The organism is Pedobacter sp. UYEF25, assembly GCF_054061655.1.
This window is the reverse complement of record NZ_JBSSEL010000010.1, coordinates 95,654-116,847: the sequence shown is the minus strand read 5'-3', so window position 1 is coordinate 116,847 and position 21,194 is coordinate 95,654. Positions and strand designations below refer to the sequence as shown.

General features: G+C 36.9%; 23 protein-coding genes. 16 read left to right on the top strand and 7 right to left on the bottom strand.

Features of this window, described 5'->3' with window-relative positions:
* Positions 1 to 8: 8 nt before the first annotated feature.
* From ACVWYG_RS11240 to ACVWYG_RS11185, 12 genes are all read left to right on the top strand, one after another.
* Positions 9 to 371 carry a hypothetical protein gene (locus ACVWYG_RS11240; RefSeq protein ID WP_457270313.1) on the top strand — a complete coding sequence of 121 codons (363 nt, stop codon included), beginning with the start codon at positions 9 to 11 and terminating at the stop codon, positions 369 to 371.
* Positions 372 to 388: 17 nt separating this feature from the next.
* Positions 389 to 1,174: a hypothetical protein gene (locus ACVWYG_RS11235; protein ID WP_457270312.1), complete on the top strand. Its 786-nt coding sequence runs from the start codon at positions 389 to 391 to the stop codon at positions 1,172 to 1,174.
* Entirely contained in the window at positions 1,161 to 2,108 is a 948-nt protein-coding gene (miaA, locus tag ACVWYG_RS11230; protein WP_457270311.1) for a tRNA (adenosine(37)-N6)-dimethylallyltransferase MiaA, read from the top strand. Before ACVWYG_RS11235 ends, miaA begins: the two co-directional genes overlap by 14 nt.
* A gap of 71 nt (positions 2,109 to 2,179) precedes the next feature.
* A complete protein-coding gene (locus ACVWYG_RS11225) occupies positions 2,180 to 2,722 on the top strand; it encodes a hypothetical protein (RefSeq protein ID WP_457270310.1) in 543 nt (180 codons plus the stop codon).
* 138 nt (positions 2,723 to 2,860) lie between these two features.
* Positions 2,861 to 3,403, top strand: coding sequence for a hypothetical protein (locus ACVWYG_RS11220; RefSeq protein WP_457270309.1), 543 nt, complete (start codon positions 2,861 to 2,863; stop codon positions 3,401 to 3,403).
* A 92-nt stretch (positions 3,404 to 3,495) separates the two neighbouring features.
* Positions 3,496 to 4,029 (top strand): DUF3347 domain-containing protein, encoded by a 534-nt coding sequence (locus ACVWYG_RS11215; protein WP_457270308.1) that lies wholly within the window; start codon positions 3,496 to 3,498, stop codon positions 4,027 to 4,029.
* A gap of 114 nt (positions 4,030 to 4,143) precedes the next feature.
* Positions 4,144 to 5,430, top strand: a complete 1,287-nt coding sequence (locus tag ACVWYG_RS11210; RefSeq protein WP_457270307.1) for a citrate synthase — start codon at positions 4,144 to 4,146, stop codon at positions 5,428 to 5,430.
* Between the two features lie 293 nt (positions 5,431 to 5,723).
* Positions 5,724 to 6,605, top strand: a complete 882-nt coding sequence (locus ACVWYG_RS11205; RefSeq protein ID WP_457270306.1) for an alkaline phosphatase family protein — start codon at positions 5,724 to 5,726, stop codon at positions 6,603 to 6,605.
* Positions 6,606 to 6,754: 149 nt separating this feature from the next.
* A complete protein-coding gene (recR, locus tag ACVWYG_RS11200; protein WP_457270305.1) occupies positions 6,755 to 7,372 on the top strand; it encodes a recombination mediator RecR in 618 nt (205 codons plus the stop codon).
* Positions 7,373 to 8,116, top strand: coding sequence for a hypothetical protein (locus tag ACVWYG_RS11195; protein ID WP_457270304.1), 744 nt, complete (start codon positions 7,373 to 7,375; stop codon positions 8,114 to 8,116). It abuts the gene before it with no gap.
* Between the two features lie 45 nt (positions 8,117 to 8,161).
* Positions 8,162 to 8,980, top strand: a complete 819-nt coding sequence (locus ACVWYG_RS11190; protein WP_457270303.1) for an SDR family oxidoreductase — start codon at positions 8,162 to 8,164, stop codon at positions 8,978 to 8,980.
* Between the two features lie 47 nt (positions 8,981 to 9,027).
* Positions 9,028 to 9,867 carry an alpha/beta hydrolase gene (locus ACVWYG_RS11185; protein ID WP_457270302.1) on the top strand — a complete coding sequence of 280 codons (840 nt, stop codon included), beginning with the start codon at positions 9,028 to 9,030 and terminating at the stop codon, positions 9,865 to 9,867.
* Positions 9,868 to 10,042: 175 nt separating this feature from the next.
* On the opposite strand, the gene ACVWYG_RS11180 is transcribed toward ACVWYG_RS11185, so the two are convergent.
* Positions 10,043 to 10,984 carry an ion channel gene (locus ACVWYG_RS11180; protein ID WP_457270301.1) on the bottom strand — a complete coding sequence of 314 codons (942 nt, stop codon included), beginning with the start codon at positions 10,982 to 10,984 and terminating at the stop codon, positions 10,043 to 10,045.
* 274 nt (positions 10,985 to 11,258) lie between these two features.
* Here ACVWYG_RS11180 and trpD point away from each other — a divergent pair, with 274 nt between their 5' ends.
* The 4 genes from trpD (at position 11,259) to trpA (ending at position 14,998) form a co-directional block, all read left to right on the top strand.
* Positions 11,259 to 12,245 (top strand): anthranilate phosphoribosyltransferase, encoded by a 987-nt coding sequence (gene trpD, locus ACVWYG_RS11175; protein WP_457270300.1) that lies wholly within the window; start codon positions 11,259 to 11,261, stop codon positions 12,243 to 12,245.
* Positions 12,246 to 12,277: 32 nt separating this feature from the next.
* Complete coding sequence (locus ACVWYG_RS11170) at positions 12,278 to 12,880, top strand: phosphoribosylanthranilate isomerase (protein WP_457270299.1); 603 nt, start codon at positions 12,278 to 12,280, stop codon at positions 12,878 to 12,880.
* A gap of 96 nt (positions 12,881 to 12,976) precedes the next feature.
* Complete coding sequence (gene trpB / locus ACVWYG_RS11165; RefSeq protein WP_457270298.1) at positions 12,977 to 14,158, top strand: tryptophan synthase subunit beta; 1,182 nt, start codon at positions 12,977 to 12,979, stop codon at positions 14,156 to 14,158.
* A 60-nt stretch (positions 14,159 to 14,218) separates the two neighbouring features.
* Positions 14,219 to 14,998: a tryptophan synthase subunit alpha gene (trpA, locus tag ACVWYG_RS11160; protein ID WP_457270297.1), complete on the top strand. Its 780-nt coding sequence runs from the start codon at positions 14,219 to 14,221 to the stop codon at positions 14,996 to 14,998.
* A gap of 139 nt (positions 14,999 to 15,137) precedes the next feature.
* Here trpA and ACVWYG_RS11155 read toward each other — a convergent pair whose 3' ends face one another.
* The 6 genes from ACVWYG_RS11155 to ACVWYG_RS11130 form a co-directional block, all read right to left on the bottom strand.
* A complete protein-coding gene (locus ACVWYG_RS11155; RefSeq protein ID WP_457270296.1) occupies positions 15,138 to 15,731 on the bottom strand; it encodes a 3-keto-disaccharide hydrolase in 594 nt (197 codons plus the stop codon).
* A gap of 124 nt (positions 15,732 to 15,855) precedes the next feature.
* Positions 15,856 to 17,082 carry a Na+/H+ antiporter NhaA gene (nhaA, locus tag ACVWYG_RS11150; RefSeq protein WP_457270295.1) on the bottom strand — a complete coding sequence of 409 codons (1,227 nt, stop codon included), beginning with the start codon at positions 17,080 to 17,082 and terminating at the stop codon, positions 15,856 to 15,858.
* A gap of 163 nt (positions 17,083 to 17,245) precedes the next feature.
* Positions 17,246 to 17,866 (bottom strand): L-threonylcarbamoyladenylate synthase, encoded by a 621-nt coding sequence (locus tag ACVWYG_RS11145; protein ID WP_457270294.1) that lies wholly within the window; start codon positions 17,864 to 17,866, stop codon positions 17,246 to 17,248.
* Positions 17,867 to 17,938: 72 nt separating this feature from the next.
* A complete protein-coding gene (locus ACVWYG_RS11140; RefSeq protein ID WP_457270293.1) occupies positions 17,939 to 19,192 on the bottom strand; it encodes an anthranilate synthase component I family protein in 1,254 nt (417 codons plus the stop codon).
* A gap of 136 nt (positions 19,193 to 19,328) precedes the next feature.
* Complete coding sequence (locus tag ACVWYG_RS11135; RefSeq protein ID WP_457270292.1) at positions 19,329 to 20,606, bottom strand: adenylosuccinate synthase; 1,278 nt, start codon at positions 20,604 to 20,606, stop codon at positions 19,329 to 19,331.
* A gap of 35 nt (positions 20,607 to 20,641) precedes the next feature.
* Positions 20,642 to 21,127, bottom strand: coding sequence for a Fur family transcriptional regulator (locus ACVWYG_RS11130; protein WP_457270291.1), 486 nt, complete (start codon positions 21,125 to 21,127; stop codon positions 20,642 to 20,644).
* Between the last annotated feature and the right edge of the window lie 67 nt (positions 21,128 to 21,194).

The following is a 21,194-nucleotide window of genomic DNA, read 5'->3' as shown; positions in this document are numbered from 1 at the left end:
TTTAGCCAATGAAAACTGATCCAGTAGAAATTTTTCAAACTTTAAAGGCTTCATTATATTCATACCAAACCCGCGGCTATACTGTGCATGAGGATTCAGATCGCGTTTATGAACTTTATAGTGAAAAAAACCGAATAGCTGATAATAAGAAAATAACCGAATTTTTTTTCACAGGATTATATGTGGAAAGGGAAGATGTGGTTCTTAAATTTAATGCAAGTGAATTTAATGCATCAGAACACGGCCTTATAGTTTTCGACGGCCACACAAGTGGATTTAAATTGGAATATCTCGACAACGAAAGAAAACAGAAAATTACAGCCTTCATAGAGATTTTACATGCTCATTTTAAAAAAAAGCAATGGGTTTAACGCTTTAGATATTGTTAATGGAGGTTAGCGAATGGAAAAATCAGGTTAAAAAAAACTTAGAGGAAAGAGGAATTTTGTTTTTTGAGGTTACGGACTCAATATTTTACTTAATCGCCTTACAAAATTTCAAAATAGTTATTAATTTAATTGGTATTAAAGATCGTTTTTCGCCTCAGCAAATTATCGATCTCGAAAATCGGGAAGAATTTAAGTCCTGCAGGTTTGTTCGGCTTTGGGAGGATGTTTGGACGCTAAAGCCAACGCTTGTCATCGATCGATTTTGTTCTTTTTGCAAATTGAATACATCCATACATGGCAGAAAAACCCACTTTGAGCGAATCTCAAAACCAGTTGCAGAAGCTTTCTTAAATGTAAATCATCTTCAAGGTTATGCTTCTTCCAGATTCAAGTATGGATTATTTTTGCAACAGCAACTAGTCGCAGTAGCTACCTTTTCTTCCACCAGAAAAATGAATTACGGGGAAGAATACCTTTCGATAGAACTTATCCGTTTCGCTGTAAAAAGCGGTTGCTCTGTGATTGGGGGTTTATCCAAATTAATTATGGGACATTATCGTCTGCATCCCACAACAGACATTATGACCTATATAGACCGAGATTGGGGTAAAGGATTGGCTTTTGAACAGTTAGGTTTTAAGCAGGTTGATGCAACAGCACCTCAGTTTTTCAGATTGTCAGAAGATTTTCAAAGAAATAAAGCTTCATCATCTTTAATTAACGGAGATGTATTCAATGCTGGGAGCATCAAAATGATTTTAAAATTTGAAAATGACTACGTATAATTCAATTGTTATTTTAGGGGCCACTGCCACTGGTAAAACCAAACTTGCAGTGGAAATTGCGTCAAAGTTAAACGGCGAAATCATTAGCGTGGACAGTCGGCAGGTTTTTAAAGGTATGGACATTGGCACTGGCAAAGATCTAAATGAATACAAGAACAACGGAAAGGCAATTCCCTATCATTTGATCGACATACGGTTGGCAGGTGAAAAATATCATGTAGATTTTTTTAAAACTGATTGCTACATTGCATTCTCAGAAATCACTTCGAGAGGTAAACTGCCTATCATTTGTGGCGGTACCGGTATGTATTTACACAGTATTTTGGTAGATCAGCCTTTCACAGCAGTTCCAGTTGATGCGCTGTTGAGGCAAGAGTTGATTGAGTTAGACATAAACCCACTCAGACAAAAATTTTTAAATTTAAAGGATGATCGATTAAAACACACAGACTTATCTTCTAAAAAGAGGTTGATTAGGGCGATAGAAATTGCCATCTTTTTACAAAATCATCATTTACCCGAAGTTCAAAAAATCGATATTACCCCGATAATCTTTGGACTAAAAAGCGAATTGCTTCAAACCCGAGCCGCTATAAAGTCGCGTTTAGACATTCGTCTGCTTAATGGTTTAGTGGAAGAGGTTGAAGCGTTATTGGCAAATGGCATCCCGCTAGAAACACTTTACTTTTACGGGTTAGAGTATAAGTTCATCGCACAACATTTAAGTGGGATGCTAAATTTCGAGGAATTGCGATCTAAACTGTACACTTCCATTTGTCAGTATGCTAAAAGACAGAATACATTTTTTCGAAAGATGGAAAAGGCCGGCATAGTGATACATTGGTTAGATGCAGCATTGCCACCCAGTACGTTACACGATTTGGTACTTGAAAAATTTTATCATGGCAATATAATAAATCAATCGATTGATTAATAAAATCGATTTTTGGCACATAGTTTGCAAATGAGGTTGTAATCAATACACACACTTATATTACAATAATCATGAAAAAAACAGTTACAAAAATTTTAACTTCAGCTGCGTTTGCAGTTGCAGTATTGTTCACCACAAATGCAAATGCTCAGTCTAAGAACTTCGGGATTGGTTTAAATGCGGGAATCCCTACAGAAAATGGTGGTCAGTTTGCTATTGGAGGAGACCTTAGGTATCAATTTAATATTGATGAACAGTTGTCCATCCCAATTACTGCTGGATATACAAATCTTTCTTATAAGTATGACAGAAACGATGCAAATAGCGGTTATGTAAGTACAAGTAGTATTAAATCATATTTCGGATATATTCCAGTCAAAGTTGGCGCAAAATATTTCTTCGATAAATCCGGTTCTGGCATTTATGGTTTAGGAGAATTAGGTGCGGCTTTTGGCACTGATACAGGTAGCGGCACCTCTTTCGTGTATTCGCCTGCCATTGGTTATTCTTGGAACAATGGAATTGATTTGGCAGCTAAGTACGAAGGATTAGCTCGCGACAGTAGAACTAGCGGATATTTTGGTCTTCGTTTAGCCTACGGTTTCAAATTATAATCTCAAAAAAAAATTGGATTTCTAGCGCTTTTTATCTGTAGTCTAAACATAAAGTTAACATTATTAAAACCAAGTTTAGGTGCAATTCGTATATAGTTCGAAAATCCTTATTATTAATTATTTAATTAAACATTTATTATGAAAACATTTACTAAATTTTTTACAGTTGCTGCAGTAGCTGCGACATTTTTCACCGCATCTAATGTTAAAGCCCAAGAAACTATGACCATGCCTATGGACAATGGTATGGCTTTCAAAGTAGGTGTTGGCGTTTCTGGAGGTATATTCTCAGACAAATCTCAATTTAAAAATGCTTATGGTGCAGATTTAAGATTACAATGGGATTTGATGAAAAATGTAGCAATTACCGCTAGCGGTGGCTATACCAAATTGATGGGTAGAAACAATTCTATCGATGTAGATTTTATTCCAGCAATTGGTGGTGTAAAGGTGTTCGCGATTGACAGGTTCTATTTACAAGGAAACGCAGGTGCTGGCTTCGCAATCCAAACAGGCGCAAAAACCAATTTTATTTATGGTGGTGGTATTGGGTACGAATGGAAAAATGGATTTGAACTAGGTGCAAGATATGAAGGTTACACCAACGACAGTGGATCTTCTACTTATTTCCCTAAAACTGGTCAATATGCATTACGTTTAGGTTACAATTTAAAATTATAATTTTAAAGAAATAATTTATGAGGCCTCGCAATTTGCGGGGCTTTTTTTATTCTATTAAAAATTTAATCTGTATTTTGAGCAAAATATGATAAATGAAAGATAAAATATTTGCACTGGGATTGCTTACTTTCTTTTTTGCTTGCAATCAATCAGAAAAAAAACAAGCTGATGTACAGGATTCCTCTGAAAAGAATAGTGTGTCGTTGATTAACAATGTCGAAATGAAGGACGTTAAAAAGGCTTCTATTTTTAAGGCATACTTGGCTTTAAAAAATGCTTTGGTTCAAACAAACGTAACAGAGACTGCCAGAGCAGCAAAGAAATTGGAGCCTTTGTTACAAACTTATGAGGGTTGTGAGAAGAACGCGAAAATGGCTGGCGACATTGCAAAAAGTGATAATATTGAGGTTCAACGGGCCACATTTACCAATTTGAGCACCGATTTAATTGCGCTACTTAAAAACGCGGATCTTACGAACGGAACAATTTACGTGCAACATTGTCCAATGGCTAATAAAGGGGATGGTGGAGATTGGTTATCAGACAATAAGACGGTGAAAAATCCATATTATGGAGATAAGATGTTAAATTGTGGCGCTGTGGTTGAAGAAATTCACTCTAAATAATTCGTTCCTGTATAGTGCTTCAGTGGCAGCAAAAGTTGAGTAAAACTTTCGTTTCACTTACTTTTTAAGTAATTTTTTTTCTAATTTACAACGATTAAATCATAACACAAATATATGTCAGAAATTGCAGAAATAAAGGTTGATGGTAAACAAATAGAACTTCCAGTTATTACCGGAACGGAGGGTGAAAAAGCGATAGATATTTCGAAATTAAGAGGCTCAACTGGCGTAATTACATTGGATCCGGGATTTAAAAACACTGGGTCGACGGAGAGTAAAATTACCTTTTTAGATGGTGAAAAGGGAATCCTAAAATATCGGGGATATTCTATAGAGGAACTCGCTGCGAAAGCTAGTTTTGTAGAGGTTTCTTATCTGATTATTTATGGAGATCTTCCGACACAAACTCAATTAGAGGATTTTCAAAAACACATTAGTCAGCATACTTTGATTCACGAGGATATGAAGAAATTTTTTGATGGCTATCCATCTAAATCTCATCCAATGGGTCAATTGGGATCATTAATTTTCTCGTTATCAACGTTTTATCCTGAGTGTTTAGATCCAAATCAAAGTGAAGAGCAGCAAAATGAAACCATCATAAAGTTGTTGGCAAAATTTCCTACAATTGTTTCATTTATTTATAAAAAGTCTTTAGGTCATCCGCTTATTTATCCCAAAAATAAATATGATTACGTTACGAACTTCCTTTGGATGACTTTTGGCCAGCGTACCGAGGAGTACGAAGTAAATCCTGTGGTAGTCAATGCGATGAATAAATTACTTATTTTGCACGCAGATCACGAGCAGAATTGTTCTGCATCTACGGTACGCATAGTTGGCTCTTCTGAATGTAATTTATATGCTTCCATTGCCGCTGGGATTGCTGCACTCTGGGGTCCATTGCACGGAGGGGCAAATCAAGCGGTAATAGAAATGCTAGAATTGATTAGGGCCGACGGCGGAGATACTGAAAAATGGATTAACAAAGCGAAAGACAAAGACGATTCTTTCAAAATGATGGGTTTTGGCCATAGGGTTTATAAAAATTTTGATCCTAGAGCAAAAATCATTAAAAAGGCTTGTGATGACATCTTAGAAAACCTCGGTATAAACGATCCTATATTAGCGATTGCGAAAAAATTGGAAGCTGCCGCACTAACAGACCAGTATTTCATCGATCGGAAATTATATCCTAACGTAGATTTCTATTCAGGAATTATCTACAGAGCGCTTGGTTTTCCTTCGGAAATGTTTACGGTGTTGTTTGCGCTAGGCCGTTTACCAGGATGGATTGCCCAGTGGAAAGAAATGAAAGAGAATAAAGAGCCTATCGGCCGCCCACGCCAAGTTTATGTTGGTGAGATCTCTAGAGATTTCATTGAATTAAAAGACAGATAATTTTTAACTTAAAGAAAAGGCCTTTTGAAATTCAAAAGGCCTTTTCTTTTTTAAAGCCTAGAATCCGGATCAAAACTAATCTTTAGCTAAGGTGTATTATAGGTTTGAATATCCGGTTTTTCATGGTGTGAGCGGGCATTTACAGAAATAACAAGCTTAATGGTATTTGGCATCTTTATTTTCTTAATTACCAATAAATCATTTTAGAAATGCCATTTTTTAGGGGTCAATTTTCTAAATTTAAGGATCAATGGATTAAAAGTTAAAATATCAACACTATAAATTAAAAAAAAATGAAAGCGAGTGTAATATTTGTTACAGCTGCGATTTTGAGTTATTACACTCTGCAGCCTGAAAAACAAAAAGCGCCAGATCACATCATTATCGTGGTCGAAGAAAACCACGGTTACGACCAGGTTATTGGATCTAAAAATGCACCATACCTCAACCAACTTGCAAAGGAAGGCGCTCTTTTTACAGATGCGCATGGCGTAACACATCCGAGTCAGCCGAATTATCTCGCTTTATTTTCTGGAAGTACCCAAGGCGTTTTCAATGACGATTGCAATGAACAGATGACTTATCACACGCCAAATTTAGGAGCAGCACTATTAAAAACCGGTCATACGTTTAAGGGCTTCTCACAAGGAATTCCAGAAGTCGGATTTAAAGGTTGCTACTATCTCAAAAGCAAATTGACAAAAATGACTTTGTACGCCAGAAAACATTGTCCTTGGGTGAATTGGCAGGGGATAGGCCTAAACAATATTCCAGACTCGCTTAGTGTGTCGATGACCTCTTTTCCAAAAGATTTTAACAAACTGCCAACAGTATCTTTTGTGATACCGGATATGGATCATGACATGCATAATATTGGCGCTCCGGGAGATGCAGCAGCAATTTTTAGATCAGATAGCTGGTTGAAAGAAAACCTTAATGCGTATGCAAAATGGGCTAAACTGCACAATAGCTTGCTCATCGTTACTTTTGACGAGGACGATTTTAAAACGATTAATCATATTCCTACAATTATAGTTGGCGAAAACGTGATTCCGGGAAAATACGACCAGAAATTAAATCATTACAATGTGTTGCATACCATAGAATCATTCTATAAGCTACCTATGGAAGACAGTACAAAGGCTAATGTGATAACTGATGTTTGGGCAAAATGAGGAGGCAGCAATTTGCGCGTGCTGAAGAAATTCCCCAGGTCCTTTTTAAAGCTATATTATGAAGAGAGATGTTGATAAACCGAGTTTTAATTTTTTTTCATATCCAGTAGTGTTCTACATATTCCTTTGTTTTTGTATATTTTTGTAGCATGAATTTTTCGTCAAAATTGCTTGAAGATGCAGTTGGAGAGTTTGCTAAGCTGCCCGGAATCGGTCAGAAAACAGCTTTAAGACTTGTGCTTCATTTATTGAACAGAGACCAAATTGAAGTTGATCAATTCGGTAATGCCATAATCCATCTCAAACAAAACATTAAACAATGTGCAATTTGCAATAACATTTCGGATTTTGAGATTTGCGAAATTTGTACTTCTAAGAAGCGTGATCGAAGTTTGGTGTGTGTAGTAGAAGACACAAGAGACGTAATGGCTATTGAAAATACAGGTCAATATTTAGGTCTCTATCACGTCTTGGGGGGATTAATCTCGCCAATGGATGGCGTCGGACCAGCAGATTTGTTTATCGAAAGTTTAATACAGAGAGTAGGAGAAGCCGAGATTAAGGAAGTTATTTTGGCTTTAAGCCCAAATATGGAAGGTGATACGACACTCTTCTACTTATATAAAAAACTGAAAGATTTTGATTTGACCATTTCTACAATCGCGCGCGGCATCGCCTTTGGCGGCGAATTAGAATATACCGATGAAATTACACTCGGCAGATCTATTGTAACCAGAGTGCCTTACGAAAGTACATTGATGAACTAAATGGCAAAATTACTTACGCTCTTCTGTGTGCTTTCGGTAGCTAGCATGCTGGCCCACGGTCAGGTTAAAATTCATTCACACAATGATTATGCACATCAAAAGCCTTTTTTTGATGCGGTAAAGAACAAGGTTTTTTCTATTGAAGCCGATATTTTTGTTGTAGGCGACTCGTTATTTGTTGCGCACAGCAGATCTGAAATTAAACCCGGCAACTCTTTACAAAGAATGTATTTAGACCCTATAGCTGCTTTATCAAAAACAGACCAGTTTTACAGTTTTCAATTGATGATAGACGTAAAGGATAAATGGGAATTAGCTTATCCAAGGTTGTTAAAAGCGCTTAAGCCTTATGAGCATTCGTTTTTAAGGGGCCGCAAAAAAGTAAGTGTTTCCATTAGCGGCAATAGGCCGACTAAGAATACTTTTCATAACTATCCAGCATTCATTCACTTTGACGGCTTACCTAATATCGTTTATGCTGCAAGAGACCTAAAGAAAATTTCGATGCTGAGTGATAATTTTGAAACCTACTCTAAATGGAATGGGATAGGCGCAATTTCTGCGACCGATAAAGCTACATTAGGTTTGCTTATCGATAATGCGCATAAAATAGGGAAGCCTTTTCGATTTTGGGGTACACCTGATACGGCATCTTGTTGGAAATTATTGCATAGCCTAGGAGCCGATATCATCAATACGGACAAAGTATTTGAAGCGACCGCTTTTTTTAAAATACAAAACTAGTGTTGCGCAAATTACTATGCTAACTTGAATTATTGAGGACTTAAAATGAAATTAAAAGATAAAGTTATTGTTATTACGGGAGCATCCAGCGGGATTGGAAAAGCTTGCGCAGAGGAGTTTGCAAAGCGTGGTGCCAATTTAGTTCTGGCCGCGCGACAATACGTTACGCTCTGCAACATTACTGCAGATTTAGAAGCTAAGTATCAAATCAGGGCTATTGCCGTACAAACAGACGTGAGTATTGAGAGTGATTGTGAATTGTTAATTAAGCATGCTTTAGTTTCCTTTGGAAAAATCGATGTATTGGTTAACAACGCAGGACTTTCCATGCGTGCATTGTTTGCGGATTTAGATTTAGAAGTACTAAAGAAACTGATGGACGTTAATTTCTGGGGAACCGTATATTGTACAAAGTATGCGCTATCAGAAATCTTAAAAACAAAAGGAACGATAGTTGGTGTGTCTTCAATTGCGGGTTTTAGGGGATTGCCTGGTAGAACTGGATATTCGGCCTCTAAATTTGCAATGAATGGTTTTATGGAGTCGCTGCGCACGGAGTTGTTAAAAACTGGTGCACATGTCCTGATCGCTTGTCCGGGATTTACCACATCTAACATAAGATCTGCTGCTTTGGCTAAAGATGGAGACGCGCATGGAGAAACGAGCATGGACGAGGAAAAGATGATGACTTCTGAGGAAGTTGCGATTATTATTGCTAATGGAATTGAGCAAAATAAGCGTACTTTAATTATGACTGGGCAAGGAAAATTAGCGGTTTGGATGAATAAATTGTTTCCTGCGTTTGTAGATAGGAAAGTTTTTAATTTGTTCGCTAAAGAAAAAAATCCACTTATTAAAAACTAAAGATTTTTTTTTACGTAAGTATCGACACTTAAGTAAATCCTAAAAAAATGTATAAATTCTTGTGCTTGGTCTCTATCAGCTTTATTTCAATTGCTGTATTTGCGCAAGTGAAAAAAGTGAAAAACATAAACTACGCGGCAAACGGTAGCGAAGCAAATACCCTAAACATCTATTATAAAAACGACGGGATTAAAGACAAACCGGTGTTGGTATTTATTCATGGGGGTTCTTGGAGTGCTGGAAAAAAAGAAACATATTGGTGGTTGGGTAGAAACTTTGCCCGCAAAGGCGTTGTTGCCGTAATCATTAATTATCCTTTAGCACCGAATGTCCAATATGAAAGAATGGGAGACGATTGTGCCCTTGCTGTTAAATGGGTGAAGGAACACATAACGGCGTTTCAAGCAAGTCCTGATAAAATTTTTGTAATGGGTCATTCTGCCGGAGGCCATTTAGCAGAACTGATTAATGCTGATCCAAAATACTTTCAGCATGCAGGAATTAAGAATCCAATTAAAGGTGTTATTTTAGACGATCCTTTTGGATTGGACCTCCATCAATATTTAACAGAGAGTAAAAAAGATGATTTTTATTTCGACTTTATCCGAACATTTACAACAACACCAAGTGTGTGGACACTTGCATCGCCAATGCATTATGCAGATGATGTAAAAAACCCACATTTGCTTTTTTATGGTGGAAAAACCTATGAAGCAATAAGAATACAAACCCCAGTATTTTATGAGAAATTAAAAGCAAACGGGATAGATGTAACAATTAAACAAATTAAAGGTAAAAGTCACATTCCTATGATTAGTCAAATGATTTTTGGATGTAACGTTTTATACACAGATATCCTAGCGTTTATAGATCGCATCGCCACTTAAGACAATAAAAATTAAGTTTTTCTAAGGTTAAAATAATTCTTGGTGCGAAAACTTAACTTTGAAGGCAAACTTAGCCACCTACCTTCGCGTAGCATTCCCTACTTTCTGGGATACATGTGTCTTTTGAAATTTTGTTTACCGGCATAGCCAGCTAAGCGAAATATCGTAATATATATTAGTCGACAGGGATGATTTTGTTCAATTTGCTATGGTCCAAAATCATCTTTCCGGCTGCGTTGTGGAAATACATCTTTTCAAATTTCTTATTCATTTCTATCTGTTCGTCCTGATAGCTCGTTCTAGAATGTACAGTCTGTGAAAAAGTTTCATCAAACGCCTTTAACAACACAAACACCTCTACTTCTGCTAGTTGCAAATCTTGTATTGATTTTTGGTAGAATGGGCTGTCTTCTGTAATTGGATGAACTATAGTCCAGTTTAAGGAAAGTATGCTCACTTTATCTCGTTCTAGCGGCAGTGGATAAAACCGTCTGGAATTTTTTCCCTCAACGATCTCATTGTAAGAAAGCACCATTTGAACTTCTATGTCTATTAATTGATTTTTTCTAAGATTTACGAGCCGGCACATCAAACCAAGTGTGTTTTGATAAGGTGCAATAACCATAACGTTGCTAAAAGCAACCTTCGAAGTTGGCCGGCTAAAACGACCATAAAGCAATCCTGTTGCAAGTGCGAAGGCAAGAAGTCCCAACAAACTTTCCAGTGCGGCTAAAATACTTGTGATGAAACCTTGGGGAGAAATATGACCGTAGCCCACTGTAGAAATTGTTTGGGCCGAAAAAAAGAACGCATCGAAGAATTGGTCTACCCGTGTAGTGCCGTTAGCACCGTTTAAATTTTCTATCCCAGCCAGATTATATGCGAAGGCAAAAAGAACATTTACGATTAAATAAACCACGAGTATAATAAAGAAAAACCTTTTCCAACTCATCGTAACTAAACCAGTGTACGTGTCTCCAACTTTAAACCATGGCAGACCAACACGTTCTATATTTGCGCTACCGTCTTCGTTTAAAATACGTTCGTTTTTTATGACCGGATTTGAGCTGAAACCAAGGTCATCATGAAATTGTAGTTTTCTTTTAAAGAAAGCCATTTGTATTGAAAAGATTTGGAATTATAAAAAACTATATTAATATTTGCCTCATACAAACATGAGCAATAAAAACTTAAATAACAATTGGTGGTGGCATAACGAAATTCGTTAGGCAGATTCTATTGTTGTTTTTTTAAAATATTTTAAATACAAACGTAAAGGATTGCCGCAAAGCAGTCCTTTTTTTTATTGCCTTTTTTTTGGTAATAAGTTATGGATTGATCCATTATCAATCAAAATTTCGATAAATTGAAAATTAGTATTAGAGAAAAATATGAAGAAAATATTAAATCATTTGTTCGAAAATAAAAGTTTTAGTAGGGAAGGAGCGAAGGCCATTTTGGTTTCAATGGCGCATGGCGAATTTAACGCCTCTCAGATTGCTGCATTTCTTACTGCCTATGCCATGCGAAACATCACTGTGGATGAGTTGCAGGGTTTTAGAGATGCCATGTTAGACTTATGTTTACGAGTAGATTTAAATGGTTTTGAACTTATAGATCTTTGTGGAACTGGCGGGGATGGAAAAGACACGTTTAACATTTCTACGCTTGCATCTTTTGTAGTTGCAGGTGCAGGTTATAAGGTGGCTAAGCACGGTAATTATGGCGTATCTTCTGGATGTGGATCTTCAAACGTGATGGAATATTTAGGTTATTGTTTTACTAGTGACGAAAGGAAATTGCAACTCGATTTAGAAAAATCTGGCATCTGTTTTCTTCACGCGCCCTTGTTTAATCCGGCGATGAAAATTGTAGCACCAATTAGAAAGGAATTGGGTATTAAAACTTTTTTTAACATGTTGGGACCGATGGTAAATCCTTGTCAACCGAAATTTCAAATGGTTGGCGTGTTTAGTTTAGAGCTTGCTAGGTTATACGCCTATCTTTATCAGGATTTAGAGCGGCAGTATACCATCTTACATGCGCTAGAAGGTTATGATGAAATCTCTTTAACCTGTGACGTGAAAACATTTACCAATACTGGCGAAAGTATCTTATCACTGGCAGAAATGGGTTTTAGTAAGGTCTCGGAACGGGACATTAAGGGCGGCGACACCGTAGAATCTTCTGCTAAAATATTTATGGATGTTCTAAATGGTACCGGCACTACCGTACAAAATAATGTAGTGCTAAGTAACGCTGCGCTAGCCATCAGAACCATAAAACCAAATGAAAGTTTTGCAGATTGTTACTATGAAGCAGAAAATTCATTGTTAGGTAAAAAAGCGCTTAACAGTTTTAAAACATTACTTAACTAATGCAATCTGTCCTAAAAATTAAAGTTTGTGGTATGAAATATGCCTCAAATATTGCAGCATTAGCTGATCTGAAACCAGATTATTTAGGTTTTATTTTTTACGATAAATCGCCGCGCAACGTTTCAGATGTATCCTCCGAATTGATTAGATACATTCCAAAAGAGATTAAAACTGTGGGCGTTTTTGTAGATGAAAATTTGGAAAATGTAATGCGTAAAGTCGCTGACTTGGACTTGTCAGCTGTTCAATTACACGGTAGGGAATCTTCTGAATATTGTCTAGCGTTAAAAAATCATTTTTCATCGTTAGAAATTATCAAGGCTTTTGGTGTAGATAACGCCTTTGAATTTGCAATGTTAGAAAGTTATGAAGAAGCAGTTGATTTCTTTTTGTTTGATACAAAGACAAGCATGCATGGAGGATCTGGAAAGCAATTTGATTGGACTATACTGGAGCATTATAAACTCAACAAGCCTTACTTTTTAAGTGGAGGCATAGATAGCTGCCATGTACCTGATATTTTAAATGTGGATGACGAACGATTAGTGGCTGTAGATGTAAACAGCAAATTTGAAGTTGAACCTGGCTTAAAAAACATAGCTAAACTCGAAGAGTTTTTTACCTTAATAAGATAGTCTTCTCATATGGCTTTAGGGAGAAAAGACGAGCGTTAGTGCAATAAAAATCATAAAAAAAAGTTAGCCAGAAACACTGGTGTTTTAATTATTAATATGAAGTATCAAGTAAACGAAAAAGGATATTATGGCGATTTTGGAGGCGCATATATTCCCGAAATGCTTTATCCAAATGTAGAAGAACTTCGACAGAATTATTTAAAGATTATTGCCGACGTAGATTTTCAAAAAGAATTTCATCAATTGATGAAAGATTATGTTGGCAGACCCTCTCCTCTGTTTTTAGCTAAGCGCTATTCGGAGCGATACGGCGCGAATATTTTTTTAAAAAGAGAAGATCTAAATCATACAGGAGCCCATAAAATAAACAACACTGTCGGACAGATTTTATTGGCTGAGAAGCTCGGTAAAAAAAGAATTATTGCCGAAACCGGTGCGGGTCAACATGGCGTTGCTACCGCTACTGTTTGTGCGCTACGAAATTTGGAATGTGTAATTTACATGGGCAGTGTTGATATAGAAAGGCAAGCGCCAAACGTAGCTAGAATGAAAATGCTGGGCGCAACCGTTATTCCTGCTATTTCCGGAAGCAAAACCTTAAAAGATGCTACTAATGAGGCGATGCGAGACTGGATTAATAATCCGGTAGATACCCATTATATCATCGGCTCTGTGGTTGGTCCACATCCATATCCCGATATGGTAGCGATTTTTCAATCTATTATATCCGAGGAAACGAAAAAACAGCTTTTAGAACAAACAGGAAACGATAAACCTGACTATGTTTTGGCTTGTGTTGGAGGAGGAAGTAACGCAATGGGTATGTTTTACCATTTTATGGACGATGAAAACGTGAAGCTTATTGCGGTAGAGGCTGCAGGAAGAGGAGTGAGTAGTGGATTTTCTGCTGCGACAACATTTCTTGGCAAAGAAGGTGTGCTTCATGGCAGCAGAAGTATTTTAATGCAGACGCCTGATGGACAAGTGGTTGAACCACACTCTGTTTCGGCAGGGTTAGATTATCCTGGAATTGGACCGCAGCATGCACATTTATTTAAAACCGGACGAGGGAAATACGTGTCTATCACCGATGATGAAAGTTTAGAAGCAGGTTTGTTGTGCGCGCAGTTAGAAGGAATTATCCCTGCGATTGAAAGTGCCCATGCATTGGCCTACTTAGAAAAAATGGAGTTTAAAGGCAATGAAAATGTTGTTATTTGTCTCTCTGGGCGAGGCGATAAAGACTTGGACACGTACATTAACTATTTTAATTTGTAATTAGATTTGAGATTTGAGACGTTAGAAAGTTCTCACATCTCATATCTCACATCTCCCCACATGAATAGAATTAAACAACTTTTCGAAAAGAAAAAAAATATCCTATCAATCTACTATACTGCTGGCTATCCCAACACAGAAGATACCGTGCACATTGCCGAGTTGCTAGAGCAGTTTGGAGCTGATATGCTTGAGATTGGGTTTCCATACTCTGATCCCGTTGCAGATGGACCTGTCATCCAAGCTAGTAGTAAGCAGTCTCTAGATCAGGGTATGACTTTAGAGTTGCTTTTTACACAGCTTAAAGACCTACGCAAAACAGTAACTATTCCGGTATTACTTATGGGATATGTAAACCCAGTATTGCAGTTTGGTGTAGAACAGTTTTGTAAAGCTTGCGCTGATGTTGGCGTAAACGGCTGCATTGTTCCTGACTTACCAATAGTAGAATATGAGGAGTTTTACAGACAAGATTTTGAAAAATACAACTTGAGTAATATTTTCTTAATTACACCACAAACCGCAGACGAGAGAATTAGGAAAATTGATGGGTTATCGAATGGATTCATCTATCTGTTATCGTCATCGGCAACAACAGGGAAAAATTTAGAAGTTGGCGACGTTACAGAGAATTATTTCAAGCGAATTAAAGACATGCAACTAGCAAATAAAACAATGATTGGATTTGGAATAAGTGATAGAGAAACTTTTAATAAAGCTTGTAAATATGCAAACGGTGCCATTATCGGAACTGCTTTTGTTAAAGCAATTGCAGATGGAAATCTCGAAGAAAGTGTGTGCAACTTTATGAAAGAATTTACAGAAAAAGTTGAATATTAGTTCGCAAGCATACGTAAACTTGTCTTGATGTTAGATTCCTTGAATTTTAAAATATCTAAAACTTATTTTAAAATTAATGATGGGATTAAATAGAATAAACTTAAAGAGGCCGTCAAACTTCGCTGGACTTATTTGCCGATTAGAGTTTTTGTATTCTAATATTACGATAGAAGACTTCTGCACCTTCCGATTGGAGTAAAATTCTACCTTTTAAGATACTCATTTGATCCCCTTGGTTAACTAAAGTTCCGTTTACTAAAAACTGAAATTTACCGCTGTTCGAAATCACTTCCACCACATTCCACTCTCCGTGCTTTCGCTCTGCATCTTTCATTTTGGGAACGCGCTCGTAGTCTCTGGGCGTTGTTTTTTTGCCGTTAACAGAAACGGTTACTTGGTCAATTAACCATAAATCACCTACGTCGCCTTCCTGAATTTGGCACTCAATAGATTTTGGCCATATTTTATTGTTTGGCTCTACGTTAAAACAGATTCCTGCATCTCTCTTATCGTTTTCCCGTGGAGGATATTTATTGTTGCCCCACTTGAATTCGATAGAAAGGTGGAAATTTTTATATGCTATTTTGGTTGCAACATAGCCAAATTCCTCGCCAGATACGTGAAGCAAGCCATCCTCAATCTTAAAAACTTCATTCGGATCGTTGTTTACACCCTGTTCTTTTATGAAGGAAGTCCATCCTTTTAAATCTTTACCATTAAAAATGGTTTTCATGTTGTTATTCTGCGCATAAATGCATGAACATGACAAGAGAAATATCAGAATCATATAGGTCTTCATAATACAATATGATGTAAATCTCAACAACCTTTTCGGTAAGATTAAGTAGTTAATCTATTTATTGTCTCTGTGCCAAGGGTCTTACTTTGGAAGGTTCGGCAATATTAGCCGCCTCAAGTCCTTCCGGGGCCGGATCGTTGTTCACAAATTTTAATACTAGAAATCCAACGATTCCCGAAAATACTGATGCCACTAGGATCGCAAATTTTGCCTCCAAAATATATTCGACATCAGAAAAAGACAACAGCGCTATAAAAATTGACATGGTAAAGCCGATACCAGCCAACATACCGAGTCCTAAAATATGCTTCCAATTTGCCATGGAGGGTAGGTTTGCAAACTTTAACTTAACAGCCAACCAACTAAATAAGGAGACTCCAACGGTCTTACCAATGAATAATCCACCGATAATACCGAAACCAAGTGGCGAAAATAAACCGGTGATCATTTCTTTTTGGAAAGTTATATTTGTATTTGCAAGTGCAAAAATTGGCATAATGAGGTAATTCACCGGAATAGTAAGTGCATGTTCTAGGCATTCTAACGGAGATTCATCCGCGGTGGTATTTGTTGGGATTGTAAACGCCAACAAAACCCCCGCAACCGTAGCGTGAATACCTGAATGATGAATGAAGTACCATAAAAATACCCCGGGAATAAGGTAAAATACAAGTTTCTTTACGCCAAAATAGTTCATTAAACTAAGCAGTACCACAATTCCGCCGGCCATAAGCAAATACTCGAAATGAATCTGATTTGTGTAGAAAATGGCAATTACCAAAATAGCACCTAAATCATCTACAATTGCTAAAGCAGCTAAAAATATTTTTAAACTTGCTGGAACACTTTTTCCAAGCATCGCAATAATGGCTAAAGCAAACGCTATATCTGTCGCCATCGGTATTCCCCATCCAGAGGCTGTAATAGTACCCTCGTTAAATAAGAAATAGATCATTGCCGGAACAATCATTCCGCCTAGTGCAGCAAATATTGGCAAAGCCGCTTTTTTTGCAGATGATAATTCCCCCTCTATAAGCTCTCTTTTGATCTCTAGGCCGACCAATAGAAAGAATATAGCCATCAAAGCGTCGTTTATCCAGGCCAGAACACTGTAGTTAATTTGACCAAAACCAAGCTTCAGTTCTAAAAAATTGGCAAAGCTATCCTTTGAAGAGGTATTTGCAATAACCAAAGAAATGGCCACACAAATTAATAATATAAAGCCACCAACCTGCCCAGACTTAAAAAAACGTTTGAATACTTCTAAATTGATTATCCTCTCCATTGTCCGTAAAAATATAAAAATTTGTAGGAGTTGACCGTTGTAGTTTGTAAAATGTCCTAATTGGTATAAATTTAACTTTTTTTTGTTAGGCAGATTTATTGTGTAGCACTATTATAAATAGTGGTATTATCAACTTACAATGCGGCTCATAGAACAGGTATATCTAGTCGTTCTCCTCTAAAATACCTTTTCCTTGACGAATAATTTCTACAAAACCATTTGTAAAATCGACTATGGTAGATGGTTCATTGTCACCAAAACCACCATCGATTACCAAATCAACTAAATCTTCAAATTTTTCATGAATTAGTTCTGGATCTGTAGAATACTCAATCAATTCATCATCATCTCTAATAGATGTTGAAAGAATAGGGTTTCCCAATTCTCTTACAATACAGCGTGCGATCGCATTGTCTGGTACCCTAATTCCGACAGTTTTTTTCTTACTACTCAATAACTTTGGAACGTTGTTATTTGCATTAAAAATAAATGTAAATGGTCCAGGTAATGTTTTTTTAAGGATTCTAAAAGTGGTATTGTCTATAGGTTTAATGTAGTCAGAGATGTGACTTAAGTCGTAGCAAATAAAAGATAAGTTTGCTTTATCTGGCTTGACGCCACGGATTTTGCACACTTTCTCGATGGCTTTTTGGTTTGTGATGTCGCAACCTAACCCATAAATGGTGTCTGTTGGATAGATGATTACGCCGCCTCTTTTTAACACGTCTACCACTTGCTCTATTGCTTTGGGGTTTGGGTTTTCAGGATAAATTTTAATCAGCATGACAGAAAATAAGTGACATAAAAAACACAGGAAGTTAAGCTGCTTGGTTGCATTCGGTAAGATAATTCTTTTTTATAAAGTTTTGTGATTTAATACACTAAACATCGCTTCAGCTTTTAGTAGGCATTCATCATACTCTCTTTCCGCTTCGCTTAAAAATGTAATGGCGCTACCAACCTGCACAGAAAGATATTTGGCGGTCGAATTATATAGGATTGTCCTGATGACCACATTAAAATCGAAGTTATTATCCGGTGTAATGTAGCCTATCGATCCGGAAAAGATACCGCGTTTTGTGCTTTCATATTTTTCTATTAATTCCATTGCCCGCAATTTTGGAGCGCCAGTCATAGAACCCATTGGGAAAGTGTTTTTGAAAATATCGATAAAGTCTTTTTTTTCGTCAAAACTGCCAGTAACCGTAGAAATCATTTGGTGTACTTGCGGAAAACTGTAGACTGCAAAAAGCTCTTCAACCTCAATGCTTCCTTTTTTGCAGATTTTTGTTAAATCATTGCGAGTCAAATCTACAATCATTACGTTTTCCGCCTTTTCTTTAATGTTTGTTTGTAAGTCTGATATAGCTTTATTGTCTTCAATTATATTTTTATAGCGTCTGGCGGTGCCTTTTATAGGCTGTGCAATTAGTTTATCTATCCGTTTGCAAAGAAACCTTTCAGGCGAAGCCGATAAAATAAATTTGTCGTAGATTTTAAAATATCCTGAAAACGGATTTGGAGAAAGTTGGTTCAAACGGGTAAAACAGTCCGCTGGATTTATGCTTGCATTTTCTGCAAAAAACTCCTGACAAAAATTTATTTCGTAGATATTCCCCTTTATGATATGCTCCCGCAAATTTTCAACGGTTTCTATATACTTGTGCTTTGCCAATCTACATTCTAATTCAATCTGCTTCTCATAAATCTTTGGTGATGAACTGAGCTTATTGATGTCGTCAATTATTTTCTCATCGCCCAAAACTACGTCAAGTTGCCCATCCTTAAATACAATTAAGTATTTTGGAAGGAAGAAATATAGGGTTGGAAATTTTAGTCGATCTACATTGTTAGATTCAAGTTTTTCTACTTCATTCTTCAAATCATAGCTAAGCAACCCGAACAACCAATTGTTGTTTAAGTCATTGAATTCCTCCAGCTTTTTAAACGACTGGCAAGAACTATCGATACATTCTTTTTGAACGCCACAAGCAATGGCGAAATCAAATTCGCTGTATTGATCTTGATAACCATTCGAATCTAAAAAACAACAAACTTCAAACTGGTTAGCCCAAAGCAATGCCTTCTCTTTAAATACAGAAATGTTCATTGGATTTATCAAAACGATAAAAGGTTATTCATTTAAGTTTACATGTTTTAGATTTCTACTAAATTATAATGGCGGAAAAAGGAATAAAAAAATCTCGTTGGAATACAACGAGATTTACATCGATCTTTATATGAAACTATTTCAATTCTAAAGTTTGTGCTCTATCTGGCCCAACAGAAAGGTATTTAATTGGAACTTTCAGCTCGTTTTCTAAGAAAGAAATGTAACTATTTAGTGCTTCGGGTATTTCATTAATCTGAGTAATTTTCGTAATATCGGTTTTCCAACCTTTCACTTTCCTCAATACCGGAGTTGGCGCGATAGAAATAATATCGTAAGGCATATAATCTATTGTTTTTCCATCGTACTCATAATGCGTACACACATAAATATCGTCGAAACTATCCAATACATCGGCCTTCATCATAATCAACTCCGTTACGCCATTGAGCATAATGGCATATTTAAGTGCCGGTAAATCTATCCATCCGCATCTTCGAGCTCTGCCTGTTGTTGCGCCAAATTCATGGCCAATCTGCCTCAAGCTTTCACCCACTTCATCGTTTAATTCTGTAGGGAAGGGGCCGCCGCCAACGCGCGTACAATAAGCCTTAAAAATACCAAAAACATCCCCTATGTTATTTGGCGCAACACCTAAACCGGTACATGCGCCTGCTGCAGTGGTGTTGCTTGAAGTAACAAAAGGGTAAGAGCCAAAATCTACATCAAGTAAAGTTCCTTGTGCGCCTTCTGCCAATACATCCTTTCCCTCGTTCAAATATTGGTTAACAAAATGTTCACTATCTACGTGAGGAATGGTCTTTAGAAATTCGATCGCTTCGAAAAAAGCAGCTTCTCTATCTTTTAAATCATAGTCAAAATCAAAGTGCGATAGAATTTCACTGTGTTTTTCTACCAGTTTTTCATAACGCTCTTTAAAATCAGGAAGTGTAGTGTCTCCAACGCGCAAACCATTTCTTCCGGTTTTATCCATGTACGTTGGTCCGATCCCTTTTAGCGTCGATCCAATTTTATTTTTGCCCATTTTTGCTTCGTTGGCTGCATCCAACATTTGGTGAGTTGGCAAAATTAGATGCGCTTTGCGGGCAATTACCAGTTTTCCGTCAGCAACAGGATCGTGCCCTGCTTTTTTAAGGTTGTCCAGCTCTCTCTTTAAAATAATTGGATCTATAACTACGCCGTTACCGATTAAATTCATCGTCTTAGGATTGAATATTCCGGACGGGATGGTGTTCAATACGAATTTTTTACCCTCAAATTCTAACGTATGACCAGCATTTGGACCGCCCTGAAAGCGTGCAATAAGATCGTATTTCGGGCTTAAAACATCAACAATTTTTCCTTTTCCTTCATCGCCCCATTGTAGGCCTAGAAGTACATCGACTTTCTTCATTAATTTAAAAAATTATCTAAAATAGGTTTAGTGGATTAAGATTTGGCTTCCTCTGCGCTTCGTTTCACTTTTTGTGCCATGCTGCAATCAGAACAAAAACCATATAAATTGAGAGAGTGGTGTTTCACATCAAATTTTAATAGATCTCCTACCATGGTTTGAATTTGATGGATGCGTGGGTCGCAAAATTCCACTACTTTTCCGCACTCTATGCAAATTACGTGGTCGTGCTGTCGGTACCCGTAAGATTTTTCGAACTGCGCCATGTTTTTTCCAAACTGATGTTTGGTTACCAAATCACAGGAAACAAGTAATTCTAACGTATTGTAAACCGTAGCTCTACTCACTCGATATTTTTGGTTTTTCATGTGGATATAAAGTGTTTCCACATCAAAATGATCGTTTCTAGAATAAATTTCCTCTAAAATTGCAAAACGCTCAGGCGTTTTCCTGAGACTCTTATTTTCTAAATAAGCCTCAAATATTTTTCTAACAAGTTCGTTCGTTTTCTGTTCAGACATGCCTTTTTCCTTCAGATCAAAGGTAAGGAAATTGTTTGAGTTTAGACCGAAAGTTATCTGGTACAAA

Bases quoted from the DNA above. Each gene is read 5' to 3' on its own strand.
- ACVWYG_RS11170 (WP_457270299.1), top strand. From the start codon at position 12,278: ATGAAATATGCCTCAAATATTGCAGCATTAGCTGATCTGAAACCAGAT.
- ACVWYG_RS11145 (WP_457270294.1), bottom strand. From the start codon at position 17,866: ATGCTGATTAAAATTTATCCTGAAAACCCAAACCCCAAAGCAATAGAG.
- ACVWYG_RS11210 (WP_457270307.1), top strand. From the start codon at position 4,144: ATGTCAGAAATTGCAGAAATAAAGGTTGATGGTAAACAAATAGAACTT.
- miaA (WP_457270311.1), top strand. From the start codon at position 1,161: ATGACTACGTATAATTCAATTGTTATTTTAGGGGCCACTGCCACTGGT.
- ACVWYG_RS11225 (WP_457270310.1), top strand. From the start codon at position 2,180: ATGAAAAAAACAGTTACAAAAATTTTAACTTCAGCTGCGTTTGCAGTT.
- ACVWYG_RS11205 (WP_457270306.1), top strand. From the start codon at position 5,724: ATGAAAGCGAGTGTAATATTTGTTACAGCTGCGATTTTGAGTTATTAC.
- ACVWYG_RS11130 (WP_457270291.1), bottom strand. From the start codon at position 21,127: ATGTCTGAACAGAAAACGAACGAACTTGTTAGAAAAATATTTGAGGCT.
- ACVWYG_RS11235 (WP_457270312.1), top strand. From the start codon at position 389: ATGGAGGTTAGCGAATGGAAAAATCAGGTTAAAAAAAACTTAGAGGAA.
- ACVWYG_RS11220 (WP_457270309.1), top strand. From the start codon at position 2,861: ATGAAAACATTTACTAAATTTTTTACAGTTGCTGCAGTAGCTGCGACA.
- trpA (WP_457270297.1), top strand. From the start codon at position 14,219: ATGAATAGAATTAAACAACTTTTCGAAAAGAAAAAAAATATCCTATCA.
- ACVWYG_RS11185 (WP_457270302.1), top strand. From the start codon at position 9,028: ATGTATAAATTCTTGTGCTTGGTCTCTATCAGCTTTATTTCAATTGCT.
- ACVWYG_RS11190 (WP_457270303.1), top strand. From the start codon at position 8,162: ATGAAATTAAAAGATAAAGTTATTGTTATTACGGGAGCATCCAGCGGG.
- ACVWYG_RS11135 (WP_457270292.1), bottom strand. From the start codon at position 20,606: ATGAAGAAAGTCGATGTACTTCTAGGCCTACAATGGGGCGATGAAGGA.
- ACVWYG_RS11240 (WP_457270313.1), top strand. From the start codon at position 9: ATGAAAACTGATCCAGTAGAAATTTTTCAAACTTTAAAGGCTTCATTA.
- ACVWYG_RS11155 (WP_457270296.1), bottom strand. From the start codon at position 15,731: ATGAAAACCATTTTTAATGGTAAAGATTTAAAAGGATGGACTTCCTTC.
- ACVWYG_RS11195 (WP_457270304.1), top strand. From the start codon at position 7,373: ATGGCAAAATTACTTACGCTCTTCTGTGTGCTTTCGGTAGCTAGCATG.
- trpD (WP_457270300.1), top strand. From the start codon at position 11,259: ATGAAGAAAATATTAAATCATTTGTTCGAAAATAAAAGTTTTAGTAGG.
- ACVWYG_RS11140 (WP_457270293.1), bottom strand. From the start codon at position 19,192: ATGAACATTTCTGTATTTAAAGAGAAGGCATTGCTTTGGGCTAACCAG.
- ACVWYG_RS11215 (WP_457270308.1), top strand. From the start codon at position 3,496: ATGAAAGATAAAATATTTGCACTGGGATTGCTTACTTTCTTTTTTGCT.
- trpB (WP_457270298.1), top strand. From the start codon at position 12,977: ATGAAGTATCAAGTAAACGAAAAAGGATATTATGGCGATTTTGGAGGC.
- nhaA (WP_457270295.1), bottom strand. From the start codon at position 17,082: ATGGAGAGGATAATCAATTTAGAAGTATTCAAACGTTTTTTTAAGTCT.
- ACVWYG_RS11180 (WP_457270301.1), bottom strand. From the start codon at position 10,984: ATGGCTTTCTTTAAAAGAAAACTACAATTTCATGATGACCTTGGTTTC.
- recR (WP_457270305.1), top strand. From the start codon at position 6,755: ATGAATTTTTCGTCAAAATTGCTTGAAGATGCAGTTGGAGAGTTTGCT.